Origin of the sequence: Pantoea rwandensis (assembly GCF_002095475.1) — a bacterium.
Classification (GTDB): domain Bacteria; phylum Pseudomonadota; class Gammaproteobacteria; order Enterobacterales; family Enterobacteriaceae; genus Pantoea; species Pantoea rwandensis.
Map to the genome: position 1 here is coordinate 649,652 of NZ_MLFR01000001.1, position 23,513 is coordinate 673,164.

General features: G+C 53.2%; 22 protein-coding genes and 1 pseudogene. 8 read left to right on the top strand and 15 right to left on the bottom strand.

Features of this window, described 5'->3' with window-relative positions:
- Nucleotides 1-2: 2 nt before the first annotated feature.
- The 13 genes and pseudogenes from HA51_RS03060 to HA51_RS03120 form a co-directional block, all read right to left on the bottom strand.
- Nucleotides 3-962: an AEC family transporter gene (locus tag HA51_RS03060; protein ID WP_084931802.1), complete on the bottom strand. Its 960-nt coding sequence runs from the start codon at nucleotides 960-962 to the stop codon at nucleotides 3-5.
- Nucleotides 963-1,099: 137 nt separating this feature from the next.
- Nucleotides 1,100-1,900, bottom strand: a complete 801-nt coding sequence (gene mdcE, locus HA51_RS03065; protein ID WP_084931803.1) for a biotin-independent malonate decarboxylase subunit gamma — start codon at nucleotides 1,898-1,900, stop codon at nucleotides 1,100-1,102.
- Nucleotides 1,897-2,733, bottom strand: coding sequence for a biotin-independent malonate decarboxylase subunit beta (locus HA51_RS03070; RefSeq protein WP_084931804.1), 837 nt, complete (start codon nucleotides 2,731-2,733; stop codon nucleotides 1,897-1,899). The genes mdcE and HA51_RS03070 overlap by 4 nt, the downstream gene beginning before the upstream one ends.
- The gene (gene mdcC / locus HA51_RS03075) at nucleotides 2,726-3,025 is read right to left on the bottom strand and encodes a malonate decarboxylase acyl carrier protein (protein ID WP_084931805.1); all 300 of its coding nucleotides are present in this window, start codon (nucleotides 3,023-3,025) and stop codon (nucleotides 2,726-2,728) included. The genes HA51_RS03070 and mdcC overlap by 8 nt, the downstream gene beginning before the upstream one ends.
- A gap of 9 nt (nucleotides 3,026-3,034) precedes the next feature.
- Nucleotides 3,035-3,891 (bottom strand): annotated as a pseudogene (locus HA51_RS03080) (triphosphoribosyl-dephospho-CoA synthase).
- Nucleotides 3,891-5,546: a malonate decarboxylase subunit alpha gene (gene mdcA / locus HA51_RS03085; RefSeq protein WP_084931806.1), complete on the bottom strand. Its 1,656-nt coding sequence runs from the start codon at nucleotides 5,544-5,546 to the stop codon at nucleotides 3,891-3,893. Before mdcA ends, HA51_RS03080 begins: the two are co-directional and overlap by 1 nt.
- Nucleotides 5,547-5,839: 293 nt before the next feature.
- Nucleotides 5,840-6,595: an SDR family NAD(P)-dependent oxidoreductase gene (locus HA51_RS03090; RefSeq protein ID WP_084931807.1), complete on the bottom strand. Its 756-nt coding sequence runs from the start codon at nucleotides 6,593-6,595 to the stop codon at nucleotides 5,840-5,842.
- Between the two features lie 9 nt (nucleotides 6,596-6,604).
- The gene (locus HA51_RS03095; RefSeq protein WP_211282892.1) at nucleotides 6,605-7,699 is read right to left on the bottom strand and encodes a glycerol dehydrogenase; all 1,095 of its coding nucleotides are present in this window, start codon (nucleotides 7,697-7,699) and stop codon (nucleotides 6,605-6,607) included.
- Complete coding sequence (locus HA51_RS03100; protein ID WP_245840132.1) at nucleotides 7,686-8,297, bottom strand: SDR family NAD(P)-dependent oxidoreductase; 612 nt, start codon at nucleotides 8,295-8,297, stop codon at nucleotides 7,686-7,688. Before HA51_RS03100 ends, HA51_RS03095 begins: the two co-directional genes overlap by 14 nt.
- A 184-nt stretch (nucleotides 8,298-8,481) precedes the next feature.
- Nucleotides 8,482-9,987 (bottom strand): xylulokinase, encoded by a 1,506-nt coding sequence (locus HA51_RS03105; protein ID WP_084931809.1) that lies wholly within the window; start codon nucleotides 9,985-9,987, stop codon nucleotides 8,482-8,484.
- 10 nt (nucleotides 9,988-9,997) lie between these two features.
- Entirely contained in the window at nucleotides 9,998-10,978 is a 981-nt protein-coding gene (locus HA51_RS03110; RefSeq protein WP_084931810.1) for an ABC transporter permease, read from the bottom strand.
- Entirely contained in the window at nucleotides 10,975-12,489 is a 1,515-nt protein-coding gene (locus HA51_RS03115; protein WP_084931811.1) for a sugar ABC transporter ATP-binding protein, read from the bottom strand. The genes HA51_RS03110 and HA51_RS03115 overlap by 4 nt, the downstream gene beginning before the upstream one ends.
- 44 nt (nucleotides 12,490-12,533) lie before the next feature.
- A complete protein-coding gene (locus HA51_RS03120) occupies nucleotides 12,534-13,508 on the bottom strand; it encodes a sugar ABC transporter substrate-binding protein (protein ID WP_084931812.1) in 975 nt (324 codons plus the stop codon).
- Nucleotides 13,509-13,740: 232 nt separating this feature from the next.
- On the opposite strand from HA51_RS03120, the gene HA51_RS03125 reads away from it, so the two are divergent.
- From HA51_RS03125 to HA51_RS03150, 6 genes are read left to right on the top strand one after another with little or no spacing between them, the layout of a single operon-like run.
- Nucleotides 13,741-14,367, top strand: a complete 627-nt coding sequence (locus HA51_RS03125; protein WP_211282893.1) for a glucose-6-phosphate isomerase — start codon at nucleotides 13,741-13,743, stop codon at nucleotides 14,365-14,367.
- Nucleotides 14,367-15,017, top strand: coding sequence for a bifunctional 4-hydroxy-2-oxoglutarate aldolase/2-dehydro-3-deoxy-phosphogluconate aldolase (gene eda, locus HA51_RS03130; RefSeq protein WP_084931813.1), 651 nt, complete (start codon nucleotides 14,367-14,369; stop codon nucleotides 15,015-15,017). The genes HA51_RS03125 and eda overlap by 1 nt, the downstream gene beginning before the upstream one ends.
- Nucleotides 15,017-15,982, top strand: coding sequence for a shikimate dehydrogenase family protein (locus tag HA51_RS03135; RefSeq protein WP_084931814.1), 966 nt, complete (start codon nucleotides 15,017-15,019; stop codon nucleotides 15,980-15,982). Before eda ends, HA51_RS03135 begins: the two co-directional genes overlap by 1 nt.
- On the top strand, nucleotides 15,979-16,911 hold the full coding sequence (locus tag HA51_RS03140) for a phosphoglycerate dehydrogenase (protein ID WP_084931815.1): 933 nt from the start codon (nucleotides 15,979-15,981) through the stop codon (nucleotides 16,909-16,911). The genes HA51_RS03135 and HA51_RS03140 overlap by 4 nt, the downstream gene beginning before the upstream one ends.
- Nucleotides 16,911-17,801: an MBL fold metallo-hydrolase gene (locus HA51_RS03145; protein WP_139810616.1), complete on the top strand. Its 891-nt coding sequence runs from the start codon at nucleotides 16,911-16,913 to the stop codon at nucleotides 17,799-17,801. Before HA51_RS03140 ends, HA51_RS03145 begins: the two co-directional genes overlap by 1 nt.
- Nucleotides 17,798-18,682 carry an SIS domain-containing protein gene (locus HA51_RS03150; RefSeq protein ID WP_084931817.1) on the top strand — a complete coding sequence of 295 codons (885 nt, stop codon included), beginning with the start codon at nucleotides 17,798-17,800 and terminating at the stop codon, nucleotides 18,680-18,682. The genes HA51_RS03145 and HA51_RS03150 overlap by 4 nt, the downstream gene beginning before the upstream one ends.
- 406 nt (nucleotides 18,683-19,088) lie before the next feature.
- Here the strand turns inward: HA51_RS03150 and HA51_RS03155 are convergent, their stop codons facing one another.
- Entirely contained in the window at nucleotides 19,089-19,646 is a 558-nt protein-coding gene (locus HA51_RS03155) for a hypothetical protein (protein ID WP_139810617.1), read from the bottom strand.
- Nucleotides 19,647-19,915: 269 nt separating this feature from the next.
- On the bottom strand, nucleotides 19,916-20,926 hold the full coding sequence (locus HA51_RS03160; RefSeq protein ID WP_139810618.1) for a GntR family transcriptional regulator: 1,011 nt from the start codon (nucleotides 20,924-20,926) through the stop codon (nucleotides 19,916-19,918).
- Nucleotides 20,927-21,245: 319 nt separating this feature from the next.
- Here HA51_RS03160 and HA51_RS03165 point away from each other — a divergent pair, with 319 nt between their 5' ends.
- The gene (locus HA51_RS03165; protein ID WP_084931820.1) at nucleotides 21,246-22,625 is read left to right on the top strand and encodes an amidase family protein; all 1,380 of its coding nucleotides are present in this window, start codon (nucleotides 21,246-21,248) and stop codon (nucleotides 22,623-22,625) included.
- Entirely contained in the window at nucleotides 22,625-23,506 is an 882-nt protein-coding gene (locus tag HA51_RS03170) for a polysaccharide deacetylase family protein (RefSeq protein ID WP_084931821.1), read from the top strand. The genes HA51_RS03165 and HA51_RS03170 overlap by 1 nt, the downstream gene beginning before the upstream one ends.
- Nucleotides 23,507-23,513 lie beyond the last annotated feature (7 nt).

The window sequence follows — 23,513 nt, forward strand, 5'->3', positions numbered from 1 at the left end:
GTTTAAATTCCTGCAGTTAAGCTAATAAACAGCGGCAGTGACAGAATCGACAGTAGCGAACTCAGTAACAGCACCGCTTCGGCATCCGGTGACTGCACACCAAAGCGATTGCCAAACACCACACCAAAGAAACCCGCCGACAGCGCAATCATCAGAATTGCGGTGACCGCCACCGTGCCGTGCAAGCCAAACAGCAGCACAATGCCCCATGCCAGCGCGGGCTGAATCAGCAGTTTGGTGACGGTTGAGCTGATCACCATGCTGTTGATTTTCAGCTGTCGTGCCGAGAGGATGACCCCGGTCAGGAACAGTGCGGCAGCGGTCGCCGCCAGGCCCAGCGGTTTAATCGCGGCCAGCACCAAATCCGGCATTTTAATGCCAATTGCCGACAGCACCACGCCGAGCAACGGTCCCCAAACAATCGGTTTTTTCAACGAGCGCCACATCAGCACCGGTAACATGGCCAAGGTTGAGCGTTCGGTTTCCCCCGCGCTACGCGCTTTTTCTCGTTCCAAAATCAGCAGGCAGAAAGGTGTCATCAGCACCGAACCGCAGGCAATCGAGACCGCCACAGAGAGTGATGTCGCAGAACCTTCGCCCACCACGCTGCCAAGGATTGGCAGACCCAACGCCGCATAATTGGGCAACGCTACGGTCAACGTCAGTACCGCCGCATCCTGCGGAGACTTGTTGAATAACTTGGTGGCGACAAAATAGAGCACCGCGTAGGCAATCCACATTGCCAGGGTTAACACTGCAATCAGCGGCATCTGCGCCACTATCCCGCTCCAGGGGGTTTGTACCGTCGCGCTAAACAGCGCGCCCGGTAAGGCAAAATCCATCACGAAGATATTGAGTAAAGAGACATTTTTGTTATCAACCATTTTGGCCTTGCCCGCCCAAAACCCCAGCAACATAACAATAAAGATCGGGGCAAGCGCATGCAGAATCACGTAAGTCATAAATCACCTGTTTGTTATTAAAAGAGTGAGTACTGACGCGATGGTGTTGAATTTATCAGTTGCCGCAGAGGCCGGACGCCGCGTGCGCCCGGCATACTGACAGCCGGCAGGTTGATTTAATATTTATTATTATGGTGTTACCAGCTTGCGCGCAGACGCTCGCGCACCAGTGCAGAGCTGCGGCGGTTCGGCGCCGCCAACCGTGAACCTCGGCCTGGCACACGGCGCGTATCGTCAATCGCTTCCGCTAAAGTGGTTCTGACGCGCACAACCTCCTCCACCGCAGGGGTATCAGGATTCGCAATATCCAGTAGCGACGACAGCAGCCCCAAGGTGGCGTAATTGCCGATGTCATAAGCCATGGGCGGCACGCTGGCGGCCAGTTGCTCCAACGCCTCCACGGTACGTAAGGTGATACGCGCGGCTGAGTCTTTGCCCATGGCGTGCACCTGCACGGCGGGATCGTTAAAAGCGATCAGTCGGTTAGCCTGATAACCGTGCGCGAGGAACGCGCCAGACATGGCTTTACCGACAATCAGTCCAATCACCGGGTGACCCGCCAGACGCGCTTGCGCATAAGCACCGGCTGCACCCGCCAAGGCCTGGTGAATACCGAAACCCTCTTCCCGGCGGCCATAGGCCTGACTGGGTACGTCAATCACCGCGATAATGGGGCGTTTAACCGCACTTGCTGCGTCCTCAGCCAATGTTTCCTGCACCACTTTTGCCAGGGTCCAGCCTTCCAACAATCCCACTTCACCTTTGGCTGCGCGCGGATAACGGTTGTTGGCATCGGGCACCACAGCGATAAAACGCGCGGTTTCCCCATTGAGATCGGCATCCGCAACCTGTACTGAAGGGCAGAGTCCTTCCCGACGAGCCGCATTAGCGGTCAAATGATTGAGCCACAGCTCACCACGACTGACAGGTGCGCTCATGATTTCACCTCCGGAGCAAAAAGCTGATGAATAGTGGCCGTGCTGGCCTGCTGTGCGGTATCGAAGTGGCTTAAGCGATCGAGATAGAAGGCGTAATTTTCGCTGCGATGCTGCGTAGGCACGCCCCGCGTTAGCGCATCATCCACTGCACGCTTCACGGCTTGCACGCCATCATTGACCAGCGTATCGACCAGCCCGCTGTGATAGCGAATCTCGCCACCGGTCATGCTCCAGATAAACGGACGATTGCGTGAGTCATACTCATCAATGCCGGCTTCCTGTTCGATCACCTGCGGGCCATTAAGTCCCAGGCGCGCTTCACGCGTCACAATCAAATGGCTGCAAAGTGCGGCAGCAATCGACATGCCACCAAAGCAACCTACAGTGCCGGCAATAATGCCGATCACCGGGGTATACTGGCGCAGGTCGACGATGGCTGCGTGAATATCTGCAATCGCCGCCAGACCGAGATTGGCTTCCTGCAAGCGCACACCACCGGTTTCCAGACACAAAATGGCTTGTGTTGGCACGCCGTTGCGGTTGTCTTCTGCGGCCAGTTCCAGTGCTCCAGCCATCTTCGCGCCAGACACTTCGCCCATACTGCCGCCCTGGAAGGTGCCTTCAATAGCGATCACCACGGTTGGCTGACCGTTGAGCGTACCTTTCATCACCACCATGCCGTCATCGGCCTGCGGCACAATGCCCTGTTTCTCCAACCAGGGTGACATTACGCCCTCAAAGGGATCGAGCAGTTCACGGGCACTGCCGCTGTCGAGCAAAGCCAGTGCGCGCTGGCGGGCGCGTAATTCAATAAAGCTGCTGTCATCACGCATGATTCACCTCCTCAAACACCTGCTCGATACGGATACGTGCCACACCCGGCGTCGCACCAAAATCATGAATCTGTAGCTGACCGGCAGGCAGTTCCGTTAACTCACTCAGGCGGCTAAACAGTGCATCCCAGCGCGCTTTGCTGTTATCCACTGATGTCGTGATTGTTACGTTCAACGCGCCGCTGTTATCAGCGCGGTAAAGCACTTCCATATCTCCCGAGCCGACCACGCCTGCCAACGCTTGACCGCTGAGCGTGCGACGTGCCGGGTAAGACAACGTTATCTTTTCCATAGCAACCTCTTAATCAATGAGTGGCGATACTGTCAGGCGATCGATAAACAGCGTGGCGGCGAGTAAATCAGCCGCGCCGCCTGGCGACGCATTTAGCGCCAGCATCGCGCTATCCAATTGTTCTAATGCCTCGCGACCGGCTACCTGCGCGACGCCCCCCGCTTGCAGTACGGCATGAGCACCGCGCTGCATGCTGTGCATTCCTTCCAGCCCAGCGCGATTCAGTACGCAGGTATCCGAGAGTGACGTCATGATGGCCATCAGCGCATCCAGTCGCGCCGCTTCCTCTTCAGCTCCCGCGTGACGGCTGCGCCACAATTGCGGCAGCGCCAGTTGAGCGATGTGCGGAAAGCCTTGTTGCGCCTCTTCACGCGCGCCCGGAACCTGAAAGCGATGCACCGCACGGAGTCCCTTGCTGAAGGTTTTCGGAGCCGCGCGATCGGGCAAACGTGCCAGTTCGGCGGCGGTGGCACAGAGCGAGGCACTGTTCACATGACCGCCCAGCATCGCCGCCGCACTTACCAGCAGGCCCAAGGCCCAAATGGCGCCGCGATGCGTATTAACACCACCCGTTGCCGCCATCATCTGACGTTCACCTTCGCGTCCGAGTTGGCCAATGGTTTCACGCAGTGCCACATCCGCAGGGCGTAACCAGCTCTGTTGTGCCAGCGCTAAGAACGTGGGCATCAGGCTGCGAGCTGAAATTTCCATCAGTGCCAGCGTCAGGTCCTGATGTGCGCCGTTGCCACGACGATCCACCAGCCGGGTTTTGGCGTCAGGTTCACTTCTTCAATCAGGCAATCTGTGGCGTGCTGCGCCAGTTGGTGCAGACGTCTTTCAACCGATTGCGGCGCAAGTCGTTTCATTACCAGCTCCGGAATTTTGCCGGTGGGTTATAAAGGCCGTCAGACCATTCGACCAGATCGGCCACGCTACCGGCCGCCAGCAACGAACGGGTGGCATCAGAGCGGCGAATGCCGAGATCTTCCGGGAACACCACTTTGCCGCTACGGCGAAGTTCAGCGACGCGTTTGGCATCGACACCTAAGCCGATATCGGTGATACCGGCCACGGCGGCCACCATCGCCCGGCGTTCTTCGAGATCCTGGGCACGATAGAGATAGGCAATGCCCTCTTCCGTTAGCACATGGGTGACGTCGTCACCGTAGATCATCACCGGTGCCAGTGGCATCCCGGCATTTTTTGCGACCTCAATGGCATCGAGTTTTTCGACAAAGGTCGGCTTCACGCCCGCCTGGAAAGTTTCCACCATCTGCACCACCAGCTTCCGACCACGCGCCATGGCATCATCACCATTTTTCATTGCCAGCCAGGCCGCAGAGGCATGTCGGCGTCCGTGTGGATCGTGGCCCATATTCGGTGCGCCACCGAAGCCAGACAGGCGACCTCGAGTGACCGTAGAGGAGTTTGCCAACCCATCAATTTGCAGCGTCGAGCCGATAAACATGTCAACCGCGTACTGCCCTGCCAGCTGGCACATGGCACGGTTGGAGCGCATCGAACCATCCGAGCCAGTAAAGAAGATGTCCGGACGTGCGCGGATATACTCTTCCATCCCCAACTCACCGCCGAAGCAGTGCACGCTCTCTACCCAGCCGCTTTCAATCGCCGGGATCAAAGTGGGATGCGGGTTTAGCGTCCAGTGTTTACAGATTTTGCCCTTCAGACCGAGCTGTTCACCGTAGGTCGGCAGCAACAGTTCGATGGCGGCGGTGTTAAAGCCGATACCGTGGTTAAGTGACTGCACTTGATGCTCGGCATAGATACCTTTGATGGCCATCATCGCCATCAGAATGTGCTCTTGCTTGATCAAGCGAGGGTCGCGCGTAAACAGCGGTTCAATAAAGAAGGGTTTGTCGGCAACCACCACATAATCAATCCACGAACCGGGAATATCGACGCGCGGTAAATCACACTCGTCATCAACCAGTTCGTTAACCTGGGCGATAACAATGCCGTCATGGAAAGCCGCGGCCTCGACTAAGGCGGGGGTGTCTTCGGTGCTCGGACCGGTATACAAGTTCCCTTTACGGTCGGCTTTGTAACCCGCAATCAGTGCAACGTTGGGTGCCAGATCGACATAAAGACGGGAGTAGAGTTCGATGTAGGTATGAATGGCGCCGATTTCCAGCTGATCATCTTCCAGTAGCTGTGAAATGCGCAAACTTTGCGTACCGGAAAAGGAGAAATCGAGTTTACGGGCGATGCCTTTTTCGAAGATGTCGAGATGTTCACTACGTCCAACGCTCGGCATGATCATATGCAGGTGGTTTACTTTTTGCGGGTTAACCTGTGCCAGCATGCGAGAGAGAAAATCGGCCTGCTTCTGGTTGTTACCTTCCAGCACTACGCGGTCACCCGGTGAAATAAGCCGTTCCAGCATCTCAACCATTTGATCGGTAGGTAACACTTTTCCCTGCACCGGCAAAGAAGCCTGCCGCCGCTGTTTTTCCGTGCGGCGCGTATTCCACACTCGCGCCCCTTGTTGTCCTGATGACATGACTAACCTCCTGAATGAGCGAATCGCTTGATTACGTCAACGCAGGAAAGTGTGGTCTTTGGCGGTGATCTCATCAATCAACCTCAAGAGCTAATCGTTAGCCTGAGAGTAACGATTGAGGTGAGAGAAATTTGCGGTCGATCAACGATTGGCAGGGAAAATTGTGTGCAATAAAAAGGGCACCTGATGAGGTGCCCATGATTGTGTGGTAGCTGGTCAGTTGGAATGCCAGCATCGCGGATGTGTGGCAAGTGCTCAATCCGCGTTTTAAGCCATATTTGCGTCTCTTCTTACTACATCCCACTCACATAGCCACCATCCACCGGCAAGGTCACGCCTGTAATATATTGCGCAGCGCCGCTACTGAGAAAAATCACCGCGCCAGTCAGATCTTCCGCACGCCCCCAGCGTTTTAGTGCTGTGCGATGTCGGATATGTTCTGCTTCTTTTTTATCGCTCCACAGAGGGCGCGTCATTTCAGTTTGGTGATAGCCGGGTGCAACGGCATTGATACGTACACCTTGCGGGCCGTAGCGGTGGGCAAGGGCACGAGTCAGGCCAGTCACGCCACTTTTACTGGCGCAATAAGCAGGTACCGATGCATCCGCCAGATAGCTCAGCATCGATGCCACGTTCACCACGCTTCCCTTACTTGCCAGTAAAAGCGGCATTGCGGCTTCACTCAAACGCATGACGCTGTTGAGGTTAATGTCCATAACGCGCAAAAAAACATCCTCGCTGTACTCTTCTTCAGGACGTGCCACCCCTGCTGCGTTGACCAGCACATCAAGCTGTGGGAGTGATGCAAACAGGCTGGCAACCTCTTCACTATTGCTGACGTCTAACTGCTGAAACCTAATGGCCCCATCTTCGTTACGTCCGCGGCAAGCGGCTACTTTTTCACCCGAACTTCCGGTTGCTAACGTAGTCGCGCCTAGTTTTTTGAATCCGCGTGCGATCTCAAGTCCAATGCCACTGGTGCCACCAGAAACCAGTACCGTTTTCCCAGCAAACATTTGAGGAGAAAAATCTAAAAATTGCTCGCTCATTTCCGCTCCTTAGGCCAACTGTTGCAGTACACGTATCACTCTTTCAGGCGTGATTTCTACCGCTTCGTTATAAATAATCTCACCCGGTTTACAGGCTCGCTCAGCGACCAGCGACAACTGTTCTGGCGTAGCGTGATGGATACCAAGCTGCGATAGTGAAACAGGTAGGCCGATCGCGATGCAGAAGTGCTTCACGCGCTGGTAAAATTCATCACTGGCTTGTTGCAACAGCAACTCAGCCAGCACGCCCACGGCCACTTTCTCACCGTGCAAATAAGCATGAGTCTCATGCAATTCACACAGACCATGATGAATAGCGTGTGCTGCAGCCACACCACCGGACTCAAAACCAATACCGCTTAGCAAAATATTGGCCTCAATAATGCGCTCTAACGCTTCCCCCGGTTGCTGGTCGCGACATTCAGCTAACGCCTGCTCGCCAAACTCAAACAACGTATCCAGACACTGACGGGCTATCGTCCAGGCAATCGGCAAGCCACGCGTCCCGAAAGAGTTGTTGCTGTTACTCAGTCGACAAGCTTCAGCCTCACAAAACGTTGCAAGGGCATCCCCCATACCTGCCACTAGAAAACGTGCAGGAGCCTGAGCAATCAATGCACTATCAACCAACACCAGGTCCGGGTTGCGTGGCAAGAAGAGATCATGGTCGACCGAGCCATCTTCACGATAAATCACCGCCAACGCACTGCAGGGGGCATCTGATGCTGCGATAGTGGGCACAATGATATTCGGCGTGGCGAGATGCCACGCCACCGCTTTGGCCGTGTCTAGTGCTTTTCCACCACCGAGGCCGACCACCACATCTGCCTGACATTGCTGTGCATGCCGTTGCAAGCGTGCAATCTCTTGTTTAGTACAATCGCCTGCGTGGCGTTCAATAAAGATGTCCACCAGATTGGCGCAGGCATTACGCACCGGCTCCTGCAATATCTCCCATACACCGCGATCAATAATCAGCAGGGGGCGCTGACCAAAACGAGAGATCTCTTGGCCAAGATGTTGTAAAGCATTCTGACCTTGCAGGTAGCGACCAGGGAAGCGCGCCCCTTTCATCCGCGATTGATTTTGATTACCAGCAAACATAGCCACCATCCGCAAGAACAATGGAGCCTGTCATCAGGCTGGAAGCGTCGCTCGCCAGGAACAGCGCCACTGAGGCCACCTCTTCTGGCGTGCCTAAACGCTGCATGGGTGTACCACCGACCCAGTAGTGGTGCATCTCTGGATTTTCATTCACATAAGCGGTCATTTCGGTGGCAATATAAGTTGGCGCAACCGCATTCACACGAACGCCACGCCCCGCCCACTCGGCAGCTAGCGAGCGCGTAAGATGGTGGACAGCCGCTTTCGATGCATTGTATTGCGACTGTTCCTGCGGTCGGTTAACAATGAAGCCCGACATGGAACCGACATTCACCACCGTACCGCCGCCTGCTGCGAGCATTGCTTTGCCAAAGGCACGACAGCACCAGAACACACCGTTAAGATTGACATCAATGACTTTGAGCCAATCGCTATCACTCATGGTCTCCGCTTTTTCACAGATGGAAATCCCCGCGTTATTAACCAGAATGTCAACGCGCCCATAACGTTGTACCATCTCATCACTGAGGGCATTTACTGCATCGGGTTGCGTGACATCCAGCGTATAGCTGTCCACCAGGTAACCCTTTTGACGCAAGCCTGCCGCTGCTTCCTCAGCACGTGCCCCATTGATATCCGTAATGGCCAGACGGCGCCCGCTTCACCTAATGCGTCAGCAATAGCCAAGCCAATTCCTCTGCCCGCCCCCGTGATTACCGCCAGCTTGTCCGTGACGCGAAATCTCTCCAGATACATAATTTGTCTCTCCTGAATGTGCGTGATTAGCCCACAACCAGCGCATCAAGCTGGTCGTACAGCGCCTGGCTGTTGAAGTAGAGTTGGTTGAAAATAGGTTGCATCTGCTGATAAATCTCCTGCCATGCGGGATCCGGCATCACCTCTTCGCTGTAATGGACAAAGCGATCCGCGGCGGTCTGCGGGGAAAGCGCGTGCCCAACAGCAGCGGCAGCCAGAGCGGCACACCCCAGAACGCTGCATTCCGCTTCTTGAGGCACCGAAACTGGCACGCCATAGATGCTGGCTTTGATTTTTAACCACAATGCGGAACGTGCACCGCCGCTGGAGGCAACGATACGTTCCAGTTTTTGCCCGGTTGCAGCTTGCATAATCGCAATGTGGCGAGCAGCGGCAAAAGCCACGCCTTCCATGATGGCGCGGTGTAGTTCAGGTAAACGGTGATTAGCAGCCAAGCCAAAATATTGTGCACGTGCATTTCGATGTGAACCCAGCCGTTCGCCGGTGAGATAAGGCAGGAAGAACAGACCCCGCGATCCCGGAGGTGCTTCGGTGGCTAATGCATTGACCTCTGCATAGCTCAGGTTATTTTCGTGCAGTGTACGCCGGGCCCAGCGCATGCCGTCTCCCCCCGTTTCCAGCAGAACAAAAGGCCCCCAATCACCGGTGCATGTCGCAACATTGGAAATCTCTGCATCAAGGAGTGGTCGTGGTGCAATAGTGGTGATAATGCATGATGTACCGGTGACATCTGATCCCATGCCCGGACGTGACACCCCCGATCCCAACAGAGCCATAGGATAATCGCCGCCACCCACCAGCACGGGCGTGCCCGCACGTAAGCCCAATTGGGCTGCAACGCCTGGCTGTAACACACCGAGTATCTCGCTGGCTTCACGAATGGGAGGCAAAATGGCGGCAGGAATCGCCAGCCGCTCAAGCATGATGCTTGACCAGTTACCGGATTGAGGATCCATCATGAAGCTGCATGAAGCTTCAGTGCGATCCTGAGCGAGTTCGCCCGTCAGTTGGAAGTTGATGTAATCCTTGGGCATCAGCACCACCGCGGTGCGTGCCAAAGCATCGGGTTGGTGGTCACGCAGCCACTGTAGTTTAAATCCCGGCCAAGCTGGTGTGGCCGGGTTACCACTGTGCGGTAAATAAGTCTGAGGTGCGAAACGTTGTTCGAAGTCGATCACATGGTGTGTGGTGCGCTTGTCGTTCCAAAGCATCACATTGTCATTAACCAGTTGCCCTTCGGCATCCAGCAACACGGTACCGTGCATCTGACCACAAGCACAGATCGCAGCAATACGCATTGCAGCATCGGGGTGTTGCAGCACCAACTGCCGAATGCTGTGACACACACCATCCCACCAGTCGGTGGCCGCCTGCTCTGCCCAACCATATTGAGGAACTTTTTGTTCGTACTCTTTACTGGCGATTTGCACAATCTTCCCATCTCGGTCCACCAGTGCAGCCCTCGCGCTGCCAGTGCCGATATCAATGGCGAGGTAATAATCCTGATTCATGGGGTTCTCCTTAACGTTTCAGCCAGCCAGTGCCTTTTTGCAATAGCATCGCTAACACGATGATTACGCCCATGCATACCTGTTGGTGATAGCCCGGCACATTAATCAGGTTCATGATGTTGCCAATCACCCCAAAAACCAGCACACCCAACAGCGTGTTAAGCACGCCACCTCGCCCGCCGGCCAGGCTGGCACCACCGATCACTACCGCTGCGATCACATCCAGTTCTGCTCCCACACCAACAGTGGCCGACCCTACGCCTGAACGACTGGTAATGATCACGCCTGCTAAGGCTGCCAGTGCACCGGAAATGGCATACACGGCCAGCACGTAGCGCGCCACTGGAATACCCGACAGATGTACCGCCTCTTCATTGGAACCGATGGCTTTGATCAAGCGGCCAAAACGAGTGAGGTTGAGTAAAATTGCCGCTGCAATGAACACGCTTAACATCAGCAGCACTGGCAACGGCACACCAAACAGGCTTGACGTGCCGAAATCGGTAATCGCATCGCCGGTGTCTCCCATCATTACCGGCTGTCCATTCGAGATGATCAACGCCAGGCCTCTTGCTACCGCCATCATCGCTAGCGTCATAACAAAGGGTTGCAGCCGCAGATACGCCACCAGAAAACCGCTCACCAAGCCGCACAACATGCCAGCTACCAGCACCAGAGCAACGGAAGCACCCGCGCTGTAATGGTTAACGATAATGGCTGAAAGCACGCTGCCAAACGCGGCTACCGAGCCAACCGACAGGTCAATACCTCGTGTTAGAATGACCAGCAACATACCGACCGCCATGATCCCAGTCCCCGAAACCTGGCGCAGGACGTTCATCACGTTGCGCTCACTCAGGAATGAAGAAGAGAGTGAGGCAGCGCAAATCACCAGCAGCACAAAAATAATCGCCGTGCCGTAGCGGCGGAAAAACTCACCGGCATCAAACGGGACCTTACGCCCGCCAGAACTGACTGACAAGGAACTCATCTGAAATTCTCCGCATGGGAAAGTGAGGAGCGATGTGTCATCGCCATGGAAAGTAGATTCTCTTCGGAGTAGTCGTCAGGTTGCAGCTCGCCACAGATGGCGCCTTCGGACATCACGAGTACGCGGTTGCATAGCCCAAATAATTCAATGTGTTCTGATGAGATAACAACAACTGCCATGCCCTGCTGAGCAAGTTCAGCGATCAATTGGTAGATTTCACGCTTTGCCCCAACATCCACGCCGCGCGTGGGTTCATCCAAAATAATGACCTGCCCACCCAAGTTGAACCACTTTGCCAGTACCACCTTTTGCTGGTTTCCCCCCGACAACGAAGAGACTGGCGCGTGCAGTCCGGCACACTTCAGACGCATCTGCTGTGCCAATTTGCTTACAACCTGAGTTTCACGTGATGAATGGATAAAACCAAGTGGAGCCATGACCGCTTTATCATTCGCCATAGTGACGTTGGCTCGAATGGGCATATCGAGAACCACGCCCTGCCGTTTGCGATCTTCAGGTACCAGCGCAATGCCCGCTTTGACCGCCTGCTGTGGAGAACGCAGAGAGACTTTTTTACCGTGCAGGTATATGTCACCGCTGTCACATCGGTCAGCACCGAAGATCAGGCGCGCCACTTCGGTGCGGCCAGATCCCACTAAGCCACCCAGCCCCACCACTTCTCCGGCACGCACGCTGAAACTGACATCGCGCACTTTGCGACGAGCATTAAGTTTCTCTACACGTAAAACTTCCTCACCCATGCCATATGTCGCGCGATCGCTGAAGAGTTGATCAACAGGGCGGCCGACCATCAGCCGGATCACTTCTTGTAGCGTGGTCTGTTGCGGTGATTCAGTCGCGATCCACTGGCCATCCTTCATAATGGTCATGCGGTCAGCTATCCGAAAAACTTCATCGAGGCGATGAGAGATATAAACAATTGCCACGCCCACACTGCGCAGATCACTAATAATCTCAAGTAAGCGATTGGCATCTTGAGTTGAAAGCACCGCCGTTGGCTCATCAAATACGATGACGCGTGCGTCTTGTGACAAAGCGCGCGCTATTTCCACGATTTGCTGATGCGCGACCGAGAGATCACCGACGGTCGCAGCCGGATCTATCTCAAACCCCAGTCGGCGCAAGATATTCGCAGCTTTGGCTCGCAATTTCGGCCAGGCGATAAACGTTGGAAGATCGTGCAAGAAAATGTTCTCAGCCACCGTTAACTCTTGTGCCAGAGCCATTTCCTGATGAATCAATGTAATACCACGCGCCATCGCCGCTTTTGGACCTTTGATCTGTACCGCTTCACCCTTGTCGTAAACGGTACCGCTATCGGGCGTATGTTCCCCCCCCAATACGCGCATCAGCGTGGATTTTCCGGCCCCGTTCTCACCTAATAGCGCATGAACTTCACCCGCGCGAATCTGTAACTGGGCACCCTTGAGGGCATGAATGCCGCCAAACGTTTTGACGATATCGCGCAGTTCAATCAGTGGCTGAACCATGATTCTGTTCCCAGGTAGAGGGGCGATGTTGCTGCCCCGAGCAATCAAAAGATCGAGTCAGCTTTGTAGAATTGGTCCACGTTCTGCTGCGTCACCGCTGCAGGCTTGGTGTAATAGACACGAGGGAAATCCGCAGCCAGTTTGCCTTGGTACGCTTCAACACCAAACTGTGCGGCGAGCGTGCCAATCTGATCGGGATCGTTTAAGCCTGTCGCACCGTATTTCCCCTCTTTAATCAGACGGTAAGCCTCTTTCTGCCCATCTGCAGCAGCCAGCAATACCACTTTGTCTGCCTTGCCCGCCGATTCCAGCGCTTTACGTGCGCCCAAGACCATGGAGTCATTCTCACCCAGCACCACGTTGATATCGGGATGTGCAACCACGAGATCCTCCATCGCTTTCAGTCCCCCTTCTTGTGTCCAGTCTCCCCAACCTTGGCCCACAATCTGGAATCCCGCTGAGCCACCCTGCTGCAATTGCGCCTCAGTTAAGCCACGAATCACCCCTAGCCGACGTTCTTCACCAACAACGTTGCCTTTTGATCCTGAAAGCAGTGCAATTTTTAACGGCTGCCCTTTCATTTTGTTTGCCAGCCACGCGCCAGTGAGACGACCGTTCTGGTCGTTAGAGGATTGCACCAGCGTGAGATAACTGGCTCGCGGGTTTAGCGCACTGTCGAACACCACGACTTTCACTCCCGCCTTACTGGCGGCATTAACCGCAGGCACCAGACCTTCAGGATCGCGAGGGTCAATCAGCAGCACGTTAACTCCCTTCGCTACCATGTCCTCGACATCACTGATCTGTTTAGACATGTCATTACGGCCATCTGATGTTGTGACCTTACAGCCCAAAGCGCTGGCTTTTTTGCTCGCCGCATCAAGCGCGGCAGCATAGTAAGGCGCACCAAGGGTGAACATAGAAATGCCCACCAGGCAGGGGTCTGCCGCCCGCGCTGTTCCGGCGAGCAGGCTAGTGATAGCAAGGGCATAGCATGAAAGTTTGTAGGGCAGTCGCATGATGTTCTCCTGAGGCTCCGGGAAAGGTTCAAACCCGAAAGCGCATCTTTATGATTGGTCACTTACTCACCTTTTTGCGTATTATTATTACCAAACACCAAACACATAAAACGATAATTTGTCGTTTTTTGCGCAAAATCACAAAATTTTAACATTCATTTAAATATTTACTGTGATTAAAAATACTTATTATGTACTTTTATTACCAAACACCACAATGCGGAGTATTTAGATGAAATGGGTTGAACCAATCGGTTGTCAGGTCGATTTGCAAAATGGCCTGATGCAAAACAGCAGTGGCCACTATCAAAAACACCTCAACGATCTCGCCGGACTCTATGCCGATGAAGATGCGTACAAAGCCCTGTTGAGCCAAATCGGCAATGCGGTGGTGTATGAGGTGACCGAGTGGCGTCCACCTGCACGGAGCAGCGATATGATCTTCGGGTTAACACGCATGATTCCTGGTCGTGTAGGCAAGGAGTTCTTTTTAACCCGTGGCCATATCCATGCCATAGCCGATCGCCCTGAGGTTTATTACGGCCAGCGTGGTGAAGGCCTGATGCTGATGGAGTCACCCGATGGTGAAACGCGGATCATCGAAATCAAACCACAAACGGTTTGCTATGTGCCGCCTTACTGGATCCACCGTTCGGTGAACACAGGTAACGATGATCTGGTGATGTTATTCGCATACCCGTCTGATGCCGGTCAGGACTACGACATCATTTCCCGTTCTGGTGGGATGCGAAAACGTGTCATGGCTGACGCGCAACGAGGTTGGTTCTTGGAGGATAACCCGGCTTGGCAACCGCGTAGTACGGAGCAGGTACAGCAACTTCTTACGGAGGTCATATAATGACGCGGATTTTTGAGCGCACAGCGGAGATTGGCATAGTACCGGTCATCGCTATCGAACACGTTAAAGATGCACTGCCTTTGGCCGACGCACTGTTGGAAGGGGGTCTACCGCTGGCAGAAATTACGTTTCGAACTCCGGCAGCGGCTGAGGTGATCGCCATACTTACGCACCAACGTCCTGAACTGCTGGTCGGTGCAGGCACACTTCTCAATGCTGAGTCGGTGAAACAGGCTAAAGAGAGCGGTGCCGCATTTGGTCTGGCACCCGGCTTTGATCCGCTGGTACTTGATGCTGCGACAACATATCAGCTGGATTTTGCGCCGGGTATAATGACGCCAAGCGATCTGTCACTCACCGTAGCTCGCGGACTGCGCGTAGCAAAATTCTTCCCCGCTGGCATTGCAGGTGGCCCCGGAGCATTAGCCGGTATCAGCGCGCCCTTTTCCCATGTTGGAATGCGCTTTATCCCAACAGGCGGTATCACTCAGAACTCGATGGGCGAGTGGTTGCGGCTACCGCAGGTGCTGGCGGTTGGCGGCACCTGGATTGCACGTAGCGAAGACATTCGAGAGGGCAACTTTGCACAGATCACTCGCCTTGCTCGCGCAGCACGCCAACAGGTGCAACAGATTCGGGAGCAAGCATAATGGCTACCTATACCCCTGCCGATAGGCCAACGCTCTACTTTATTGGTGTCACAACCAAGAGCAGTTCAATTATGAAAGTGTTCCCTGCCTGGGCCGATCTGTTGCGCCTCGGTGATGTCACGATTAAAGGTATCGACTTCCCTCCCGGTGCATCTCCTGAGTCGTATCGCGCTGCAGTCGCATTTATTAAGCAGGATCCGCTTTCTTTGGGCGCGCTGGTGACTACGCACAAAATTGATTTATTCAACGCTTGCGGTGATCTGTTTGATCACGTCGATCCCCTGGCGGCTTTGCTGGGTGAAACCAGTTGCCTGGCAAAGCATGATGGCAAACTGCACTGCTACGCCAAAGATCCGATCTCATCAGGCCTGACACTGGAAGGTTTCCTGCCTGAACACGCCTTTGAGCAGCCCCGCGAAGTGCTGATCTTGGGCGCTGGTGGCGCCTGTATTGCCATTAGTTGGTATCTCATGCACCCCTCTCGAGGCAACAACCGGCCTGCACGGTTGATAGTAAGTGACCGTAGCGAGAAACGACTTGCGGAATTAGCAGCGCTTCATCAACAGTTCGACCCCGATTTCCATGTCAGTTACCACCTTGTGCAAAGCGCAATAGAAAGCGATGCACTGATTAATGCACTCGCACCAGGCAGTGTGATCATCAACGCCACTGGAATGGGAAAAGACTTGCCCGGTTCCCCCATCAGTAGTGCCGCTCATTTCCCAGAAAACTCTATTGTTTGGGAGCTGAATTATCGCGGGGAGCTGACATTTCTCCATCAAGCTCGCTCACAACAGCAGGCGCAGCAGCTGCAACTGGAAGACGGCTGGAACTACTTTATCCATGGCTGGACGCAGGTGATAGCAGAAGTGTTCGAACTGCCTGCGGATGCAGTGACAAATAAAGCCTTTAACTCGCTCTCAGATTGTGCTGCTCGAGTGAGTGGGCAGGAGAACGCACGATGAACAGAATCCTTGTTACACCGCGTTCGCTGACCAGTGGCGGGCACCCAGCCCTGGATTTATTGACGCGTGCCGGGTACGAAGTAGTGCTATCTGAGGCGGGCAAACTGCCCGATGAAGCGGCATTGATTCAACACATGCAAGGTTGTGTCGGCTGGCTTGCTGGTGTTGAACCGGTAACAGAGAAGGTCATCAGCGCCGCCGATACACTACAAGTCATTAGCCGTAACGGTGTAGGCATTGATAACTTACCCATCAACCTGCTTCGCACTCGTGATATCCGTGTCTGTACCGCTGATGGTGCTAATGCATCGGGCGTAGCTGAATTGGCCATTGCAATGATGTTTGCCGCCCTGCGCCATATCCATGCGACCAGCAGCGGCATCAAACAGGGACAATGGCCACGCGTACAAGGTAATGAGTTTCGTGGCCAGACATTAGGTGTCATCGGTTGCGGCGCTATTGGTCGTGAGGTGGCTCGCCTCGCCTGCGCTCTGGGTTGCCGAGTCATGGGTTTTGATCCACTTCGGCCCGAACTACACCTGCCTGAGGAACGCTTCCACTACGCAACACTGGATGAAATTTGGCAGCACGCGACCATGATTACTCTGCACTGCCCGCCCCCAAAGGAGGGTTCAGCCTTAATCGCTGCACCACAGTTAGCGCAGATGCAACCCGGTACACTGGTGGTCAACACCGCTCGCGCAGGGCTGGTGGATGAAGCCGACATGATTGCAGCACTGGACAGCGGCAAGATAAAAGCTTACGCCACAGACGTTTTTACCGAGGAACCACCACAATCTCTCGCACTGGCAGGGCATCCGCAGGTTATTGCCACCAGCCACATAGGCGGTTTCACACGTGAAAGTGTTGATCGCGCCACCGAGATGGCCGTCGCGAACATTTTGCAGGTATTGCGGGGAAACACCTGATGAATGCAATACTCACCACAAACGTCTCCGCGAGCTCGCTTGCCGAAGCACTCAAACACCCCCCGCCGGAGCGGGGAGTGTCGCTGTTTTGGCTTGGCCAGGCAGGCTTCCTGCTGCGCACCGCCAGACACTGCATCGTAATTGATCCTTATTTATCTGACTCGCTGGCGGAGAAATATCGCGGACGTCCCTTACCGCATCAGCGCATGATGACAGCTCCCATCCAGGCTGGAGCATTAAGCGGCGTAACGCATGTTTTGGTCACACATCATCACAGCGATCATTTGGATGGCGCAACACTCACCCCACTGCTCGCTGCTTCACCTGAAGCATGTTTGGTGTTACCCCGCGCGGCAACTGCACTAGCAATGGAGCGAATCCCGATGGTCGACCGCAGCAGGTTGATCGGCGTTAATGCCGGAGAAACGCATCAGCTTACGTCAGACCTCACGCTCCACGTAGTGAGAGCCTGTCACGAAACGCTGGAACAGGATGAGGCAGGCAATTTCCGCTTTCTTGGCTATGTTATAGACGTCGGCGGCATCAGAATTTTTCACTCTGGCGATACCATCCCCTTTGAGAGTCAGGTGACTGAGTTAATCCCGTTGAATATTGATGCAGCACTATTACCGGTCAACGGCCGCAGTGAATCGCTGCGCGCACAGGGCGTACCCGGTAACATGACCGCGGAGGAAGCGGTGCGTCTTTGCGTAGAGTGTAATATCCGGTATATGATCGCTCATCATTACGGGTTATTTGAATTCAATACTGTTAATCCCGCCATGCTTGATGCGATGGCTTTGAGACACACCAATCCCGTGCTAAAACGCGCTCGATTGCATACCCGTTATCAACTTGAACCACCCACGTCAGCAGAGAAGAGTGAATGACTCAGGATCACAGCCTTGTTCGGGAACCGCAGCAAAATCTATTGGAAGTGATTCGTACCCTTCGCCCTGAGTTGCGTAAGTCCGATCGGAAAGTGGCCGATGTGGTTTTGGACGATCCGCGCCTGATGTTAAACGACACCGTCGCTGAGTTGGCAGCCCGTGCCGAGGTGAGCCAACCTACTGTGCTACGCTTTTGCAGCGCCATTGGTTGCAGTGGTTATCCTGATTTTAAACTGCGTCTGGCGCAGAGTTTGGCGCTGGGAATGCCGGCGACGCATTCGGCACTCGAGATCAGCGATACGCCGGAGCAGATCATTGAAAAAATCTTCGATTACACCTTAACCAGCCTAGATTGGGCACGTTATCATCTTGATAAAACAGCCTTAAGCCAAGCGATTGACCTCCTTACGGCTGCAACGCGTATTGATTTCTTTGGCTTTGGTGCGTCTGGTATTGTCGCCCGCGACGGGCAGCAAAAATTCCCATTATTCGGCGTGCCTTGCGCCGTTGAAGTCGATTTGCATCAGCAAATCATGCAGGCTTCAATGATGCGCCAAGGGGAAGTGTGCGTCATCATTTCTAATACTGGTTCAACCCGCTCGTTGATGGATGTCGCACGCACAGCAAAAGAGCGTGGCGCAGCAGTGCTCGGACTCATTGGCGCAGTAGATGCCCCCCTCAAAGGATACTGTGATGTCGTGTTGGTGGTGGAAACACTGGAAAACACCAGCATTTATACGCCGATGACATCACGCATTGCTGCTTTGGTGGTTATCGATATCCTTTCAACGGCGGTTGCATTGCGCCGTGATAGCAATGAGGAGCACCAAAAAGCCTTCATCGCCATGAAGCAGCGTTTAAATGAGGCGCGCTTCGGCTAAATTCATTTTTCCTGAAGCAATCAAGTAATGAGGTGCTGTATGCACCTCGCCTATCTACATAAATAATCATCAACAATGTGCAAAGTCCCCTTGCATGGCACATGCCATGAGGGGTTTTTCGCCTTAAAACCACGCTGTGCACTAACACGGATAAAAGAACTTCGACCGAATGCCCCTCAGTCGAAATGAAGGGTTTGCCGAGATGAGGATATCAATGCATGACAGCCGCACCCTGCCGCACCGCTGTCATGTTAAAAGTAAGATTAACGCAAGCTACCTGGCTTTCGACGGTTGTGGAAGCGTTTTTTCTTTTTACTGTGGACGATGCTATAAACAGAATAAATAACGATCAAACATAAAATAAGCGACAAGCCTAATAAACTCACAGCAGACATAAACAGCCTTATTATTTTGTGACAATGCCTTTGGCGATATAGATTAATGCGCGTTCAGAGAAAGTACTTTTTATATGCAATCTTCGTTTGCAATACGAAAAATTATTTTTAATGGTTGAGCGACTACGTTGCATCAACGATGCAATATCTTCAATCTCCAGCCCAAGGGATTTCATGTAAATGATCTGCATACTTTGCAATGACAACTTAACCGGACGCTTGTCATGCATGATCACCGCACTCATGATATAACACATTAATTCATTGAGCGGCACGCATAGCGAGACAAAATGGATACCTTGATATATTTCAAAGCTCTCCTTGTCACAGGTCAGCACAAAAATATGGGCAGTGTCGCCATACATTTTTCGTAATCTGAAGACATCTGACACTTTGGTTTCAAGCGAAGTAGAGCAGGCGTTAACGATGATGATGGTGCTGGATTGATGTTGCTGTGGAAACCTCGCCATCATCGTTTCTGTCAAACCGAGCGTCGTGAATCGGCAATCAGAGTAAACAATGAGCGAGGTTAAACCGATATGGAATACCCTGGCGTTTTTGAGTGGCACAATAATACCTAGACTAAGCTTTTTCGCTTAGAAATTATTATATAATTTATTACTGCTATGTGGTTTTTTAACCTTACACCCATAACAATACAAAAAGCATGGGTATTTCAATTTAATTTCAATCTCCTGACGAAAATCTTACACCACCCATTTATACCAATCCTCTCTTGTCTGTATCTTACCTCGCCTTACTTCTGCACCGTGATTAATTTAAACCTTGAAACCATTTACTCTAAGAGTGTCAGTGCGAACTTTAATGAATGCAGAAATTAATGAGGCTCCATAAAATCAGGCAGCTCAGGCACTGGCAATACCGATAGTACTTTTAAACGCTGAAGCGTTCTTAATTGCGCGCGTTCAAGGTGATCGCGTAAACAAGCCGCAGCCAGATCCCAGTTTCCTTTCAACAACATCTCATACACCAGGCAGTGCTCTTCTAACATGGCAGTTTCAACAGGGATAGCCAGTAGATCGTAAAAAATCCGCGTCACGATAAAGGGAGACTGGTTTTGTCGCAGAATTTGCATCATCAACTTATTACCGGCGGGTTCAAGACAGCGAACATGCAGGTCTTCCTCTAACCATTCCAACTCGGCGGCAGTCAGCTGTTTGCCTTTATATCTCTGCGTTTTTTCCAGTGAAGCTGTAAGCCAATCCACCGCAAGATGTTGACCCGCTTTACGCAAAGCCGTGGGTTCCAGACTGGCGCGAATTTCAAAATGGTCAGCTATTTCACGGGCGGTCAGTGGACCGGTCAACCACTGCGAGTAAGGCTCTTTCTCTACTAAACCTTTATCGCGCAGGCGCATTAAACTCTCTCGAATGACTGAACGGCTGATGTTGTAATGCTGCGCTGCCTTTTGCTCATCCACCTGGTAACAACCAAAAACCATGGCAGTAGAGAGTACAATTTGCAGATTCTCCAGCACCTTCTCACCGCTGCTGCGGGTGTCGACCAACGCCTGTTGTTCATCAAGACCAAATAATTCTCGCGTCAGTGCGATACGGATCGGCTCAACTGTCTCTGCATCCTGCGCCACAATGAAGCCACGCCCTTCAAAACGAGCAATCAATCCCTCTTCATGCAACAGGCTCAGTGCGCGCCGAACCGGCACACGGCTGGTGCCAAATAACTGCGCTAACGGCCCTTCTAATAAAACTAAGCCTTGTGGAATGCGCTGCTGCAACAAGATGTTGTGTAAAACCTGGCGAATGACTTCATAACGCGCAGAACCGGTTTCTTCCTTCACCGCCTGAGCGCTCTTCATGCGTATTGTCATAAATGGGGTCCTGTGTTCATCCAGATACATTATCACAACTCATTGATGGGCGAAGCCGACTCCCGATGAAGCACACTTATAGTGCACGCTGCACAATAACGGATCATGTATATAAATATACATTTAAAATAAATCCGCAGATTTTCAACGACAACTGAAAACCTAGCAATTCTCAACGCAGCAACCCACTGAATATTCATTGATTAATCAACTTTTCAACATAAAGATCACATTTTCATCACTTTCCATTCCAAGATCTGGCATTGCTCTTGCTATGTTTAAATGGATTTTTATTTTAAATGTACATTTAAGGGTGAGCATGAACGCCGAAACTATTCGCCAGCAATTTCAGCAAGGCCAAATTGATGCCTGTGACATCGCAGCTCTCTTTGCCCAACAGCAACTCACACCGCTGGCCTTTGCCGAATGCTGTATTGCCGCTGCTCAGCGATCGCAGGGTATTTTCATCTCGCTAACACCTGAACGCGCTATCCAGGAGGCGGCGGCGGCAACATCTCGCTGGCAGCAAGGGGCACCGCTTAGTGCTTTGGATGGAATTCCCGTCGCATGGAAAGATCTGTTCGATATCGCTAATACTCGCACCACTGCCGGTTCTGCCACACGCAAACAAGCAATACCTGCCGCATCTGATGCTGCGCTGGTCACACGTCTAAGCCAGGCAGGATTGGTTAACATTGGCAAAACCAATCTGAGTGAATTCGCCTTTTCCGGATTAGGCATTAATCCCGCGTTTGGCACTCCGTTAATTATCGCTCGTGACGGTAACGAACATGTGCCCGGTGGTTCATCCAGCGGCTCTGCACGTGCGGTTGCGGAGGGGTTGGCCTGCTTTGCGCTGGGCACCGATACGGCAGGCTCTGTACGCATACCTGCTGCGTTCAGCGGCATCATCGGTTATCGCGCCAGTCGAAAACGCTATGACGATAGCGGCGTGTTTCCGTTGGCTGCCTCGCTCGACACGCTTGGCCCATTGTGTCGCAGCGTGCGGGATGTACGTGCGTTAGATGAAATTCTGTGCGGTGATGTCGAGTTAGAGGATGTCACACCTTATTTTATTGCCGACACATCACTGTTTGATCAGGTTTCCCCCGCAGTGCGCGATCAGAGTTATCGCGCGCTCCAACGGCTGGAAGCCAAGGGTTATCGCGTTGAACGCCGACCGCTTCATACCTTCCATGCCGCCTTGTCATGGATTGCAGAGCACGGATGGCCAGGCGCCGTGGAAGCCTTCCAGCTTCATGCCGCGCTGCTGTCATCGCCCGATGCTGAAAAAATGGATCCTTTTATCCGAATCCGTTTAGCGGCTTCAGGACAACTCAGTACCACCGTGCTTGACGATTTTCTCCAGCAGCGTGCTGAGTGGCAAAAAGCCATGACTGATGAGTTAGCCGGAGCCGTGCTGATAACGCCAACGGTGGCGCACACGGCTCCGCTTTTCCCGCCGCTGCATGACGCAGCCGCATTCGCCAACACCAATAGCGCTACGTTGCGCTTAACCATGCCGGGCAGTTTGTTGGATATGCCCGGCGTCGCCCTACCCAGTGGCCAGACGGATGATGGGTTGTTCACCAGCCTGCTGTTTTCGTCACCGGCGGGTGAGGATGACCACTTACTCATGGCTGCCCTTCATGCCGCCGACACTGACTTTTTTCAACATACCCCTAAAGGAAATGATTAATGGCTAAAGAAATTCTTTGCGCATTTGGCGTAGACGTGGATGCCGTTGCCGGCTGGTTGGGTTCTTACGGTGGTGAGGATTCACCTGATGACATCTCTCGCGGCTTGTTCGCCGGGGAAGTGGGTGCGCCCCGCCTGCTGAAAATGTTTGCCGAACATAATCTGCGGACCACCTGGTTTATTCCGGGTCATTCCATTGAAACCTTCCCGGAACAGATGCAAGCGGTAGTCGATGCTGGGCATGAAATTGGGATTCACGGCTACAGCCATGAAAATCCGATTGCTATGACCCCCGCGCAAGAAGAGGCAGTGCTGGACCGTAGCATTGAGCTAGTGACTAAGCTGGCAGGCAAACGCCCAACCGGTTACGTCGCGCCGTGGTGGGAATTTAGCAACGTGACCAATGAATTGTTACTGAAGAAAGGCATTAAGTATGACCACAGCCTGATGCATAACGATTTCCATCCGTATTACGTTCGCGTTGGCGATAGCTGGACAAAAATTGATTACAGCCAACATCCGGATGCGTGGATGAAGCCGCTGCAACGCGGAGCAGAAACCGATCTGGTCGAGATCCCGGCTAACTGGTATCTCGACGATCTGCCGCCAATGATGTTCATCAAAAAATCACCGAACAGCCACGGCTTTGTGAACCCTCGCCACCTGGAAGAAATGTGGCGCGATCAGTTCGATTGGGTCTACCGCGAGAATGACTATGCAGTGTTCACCATGACCATTCATCCCGATGTCTCTGGCCGCCCGCAGGTCCTGTTAATGCTGGAACGTCTGATTCAATACATCCGCAGTCACGAAGGGGTACGTTTTGTCACCTTCGACGAAATTGCAGATGACTTCAAAACGCGCCAACCGCGCTCGGCATAACGCCTTT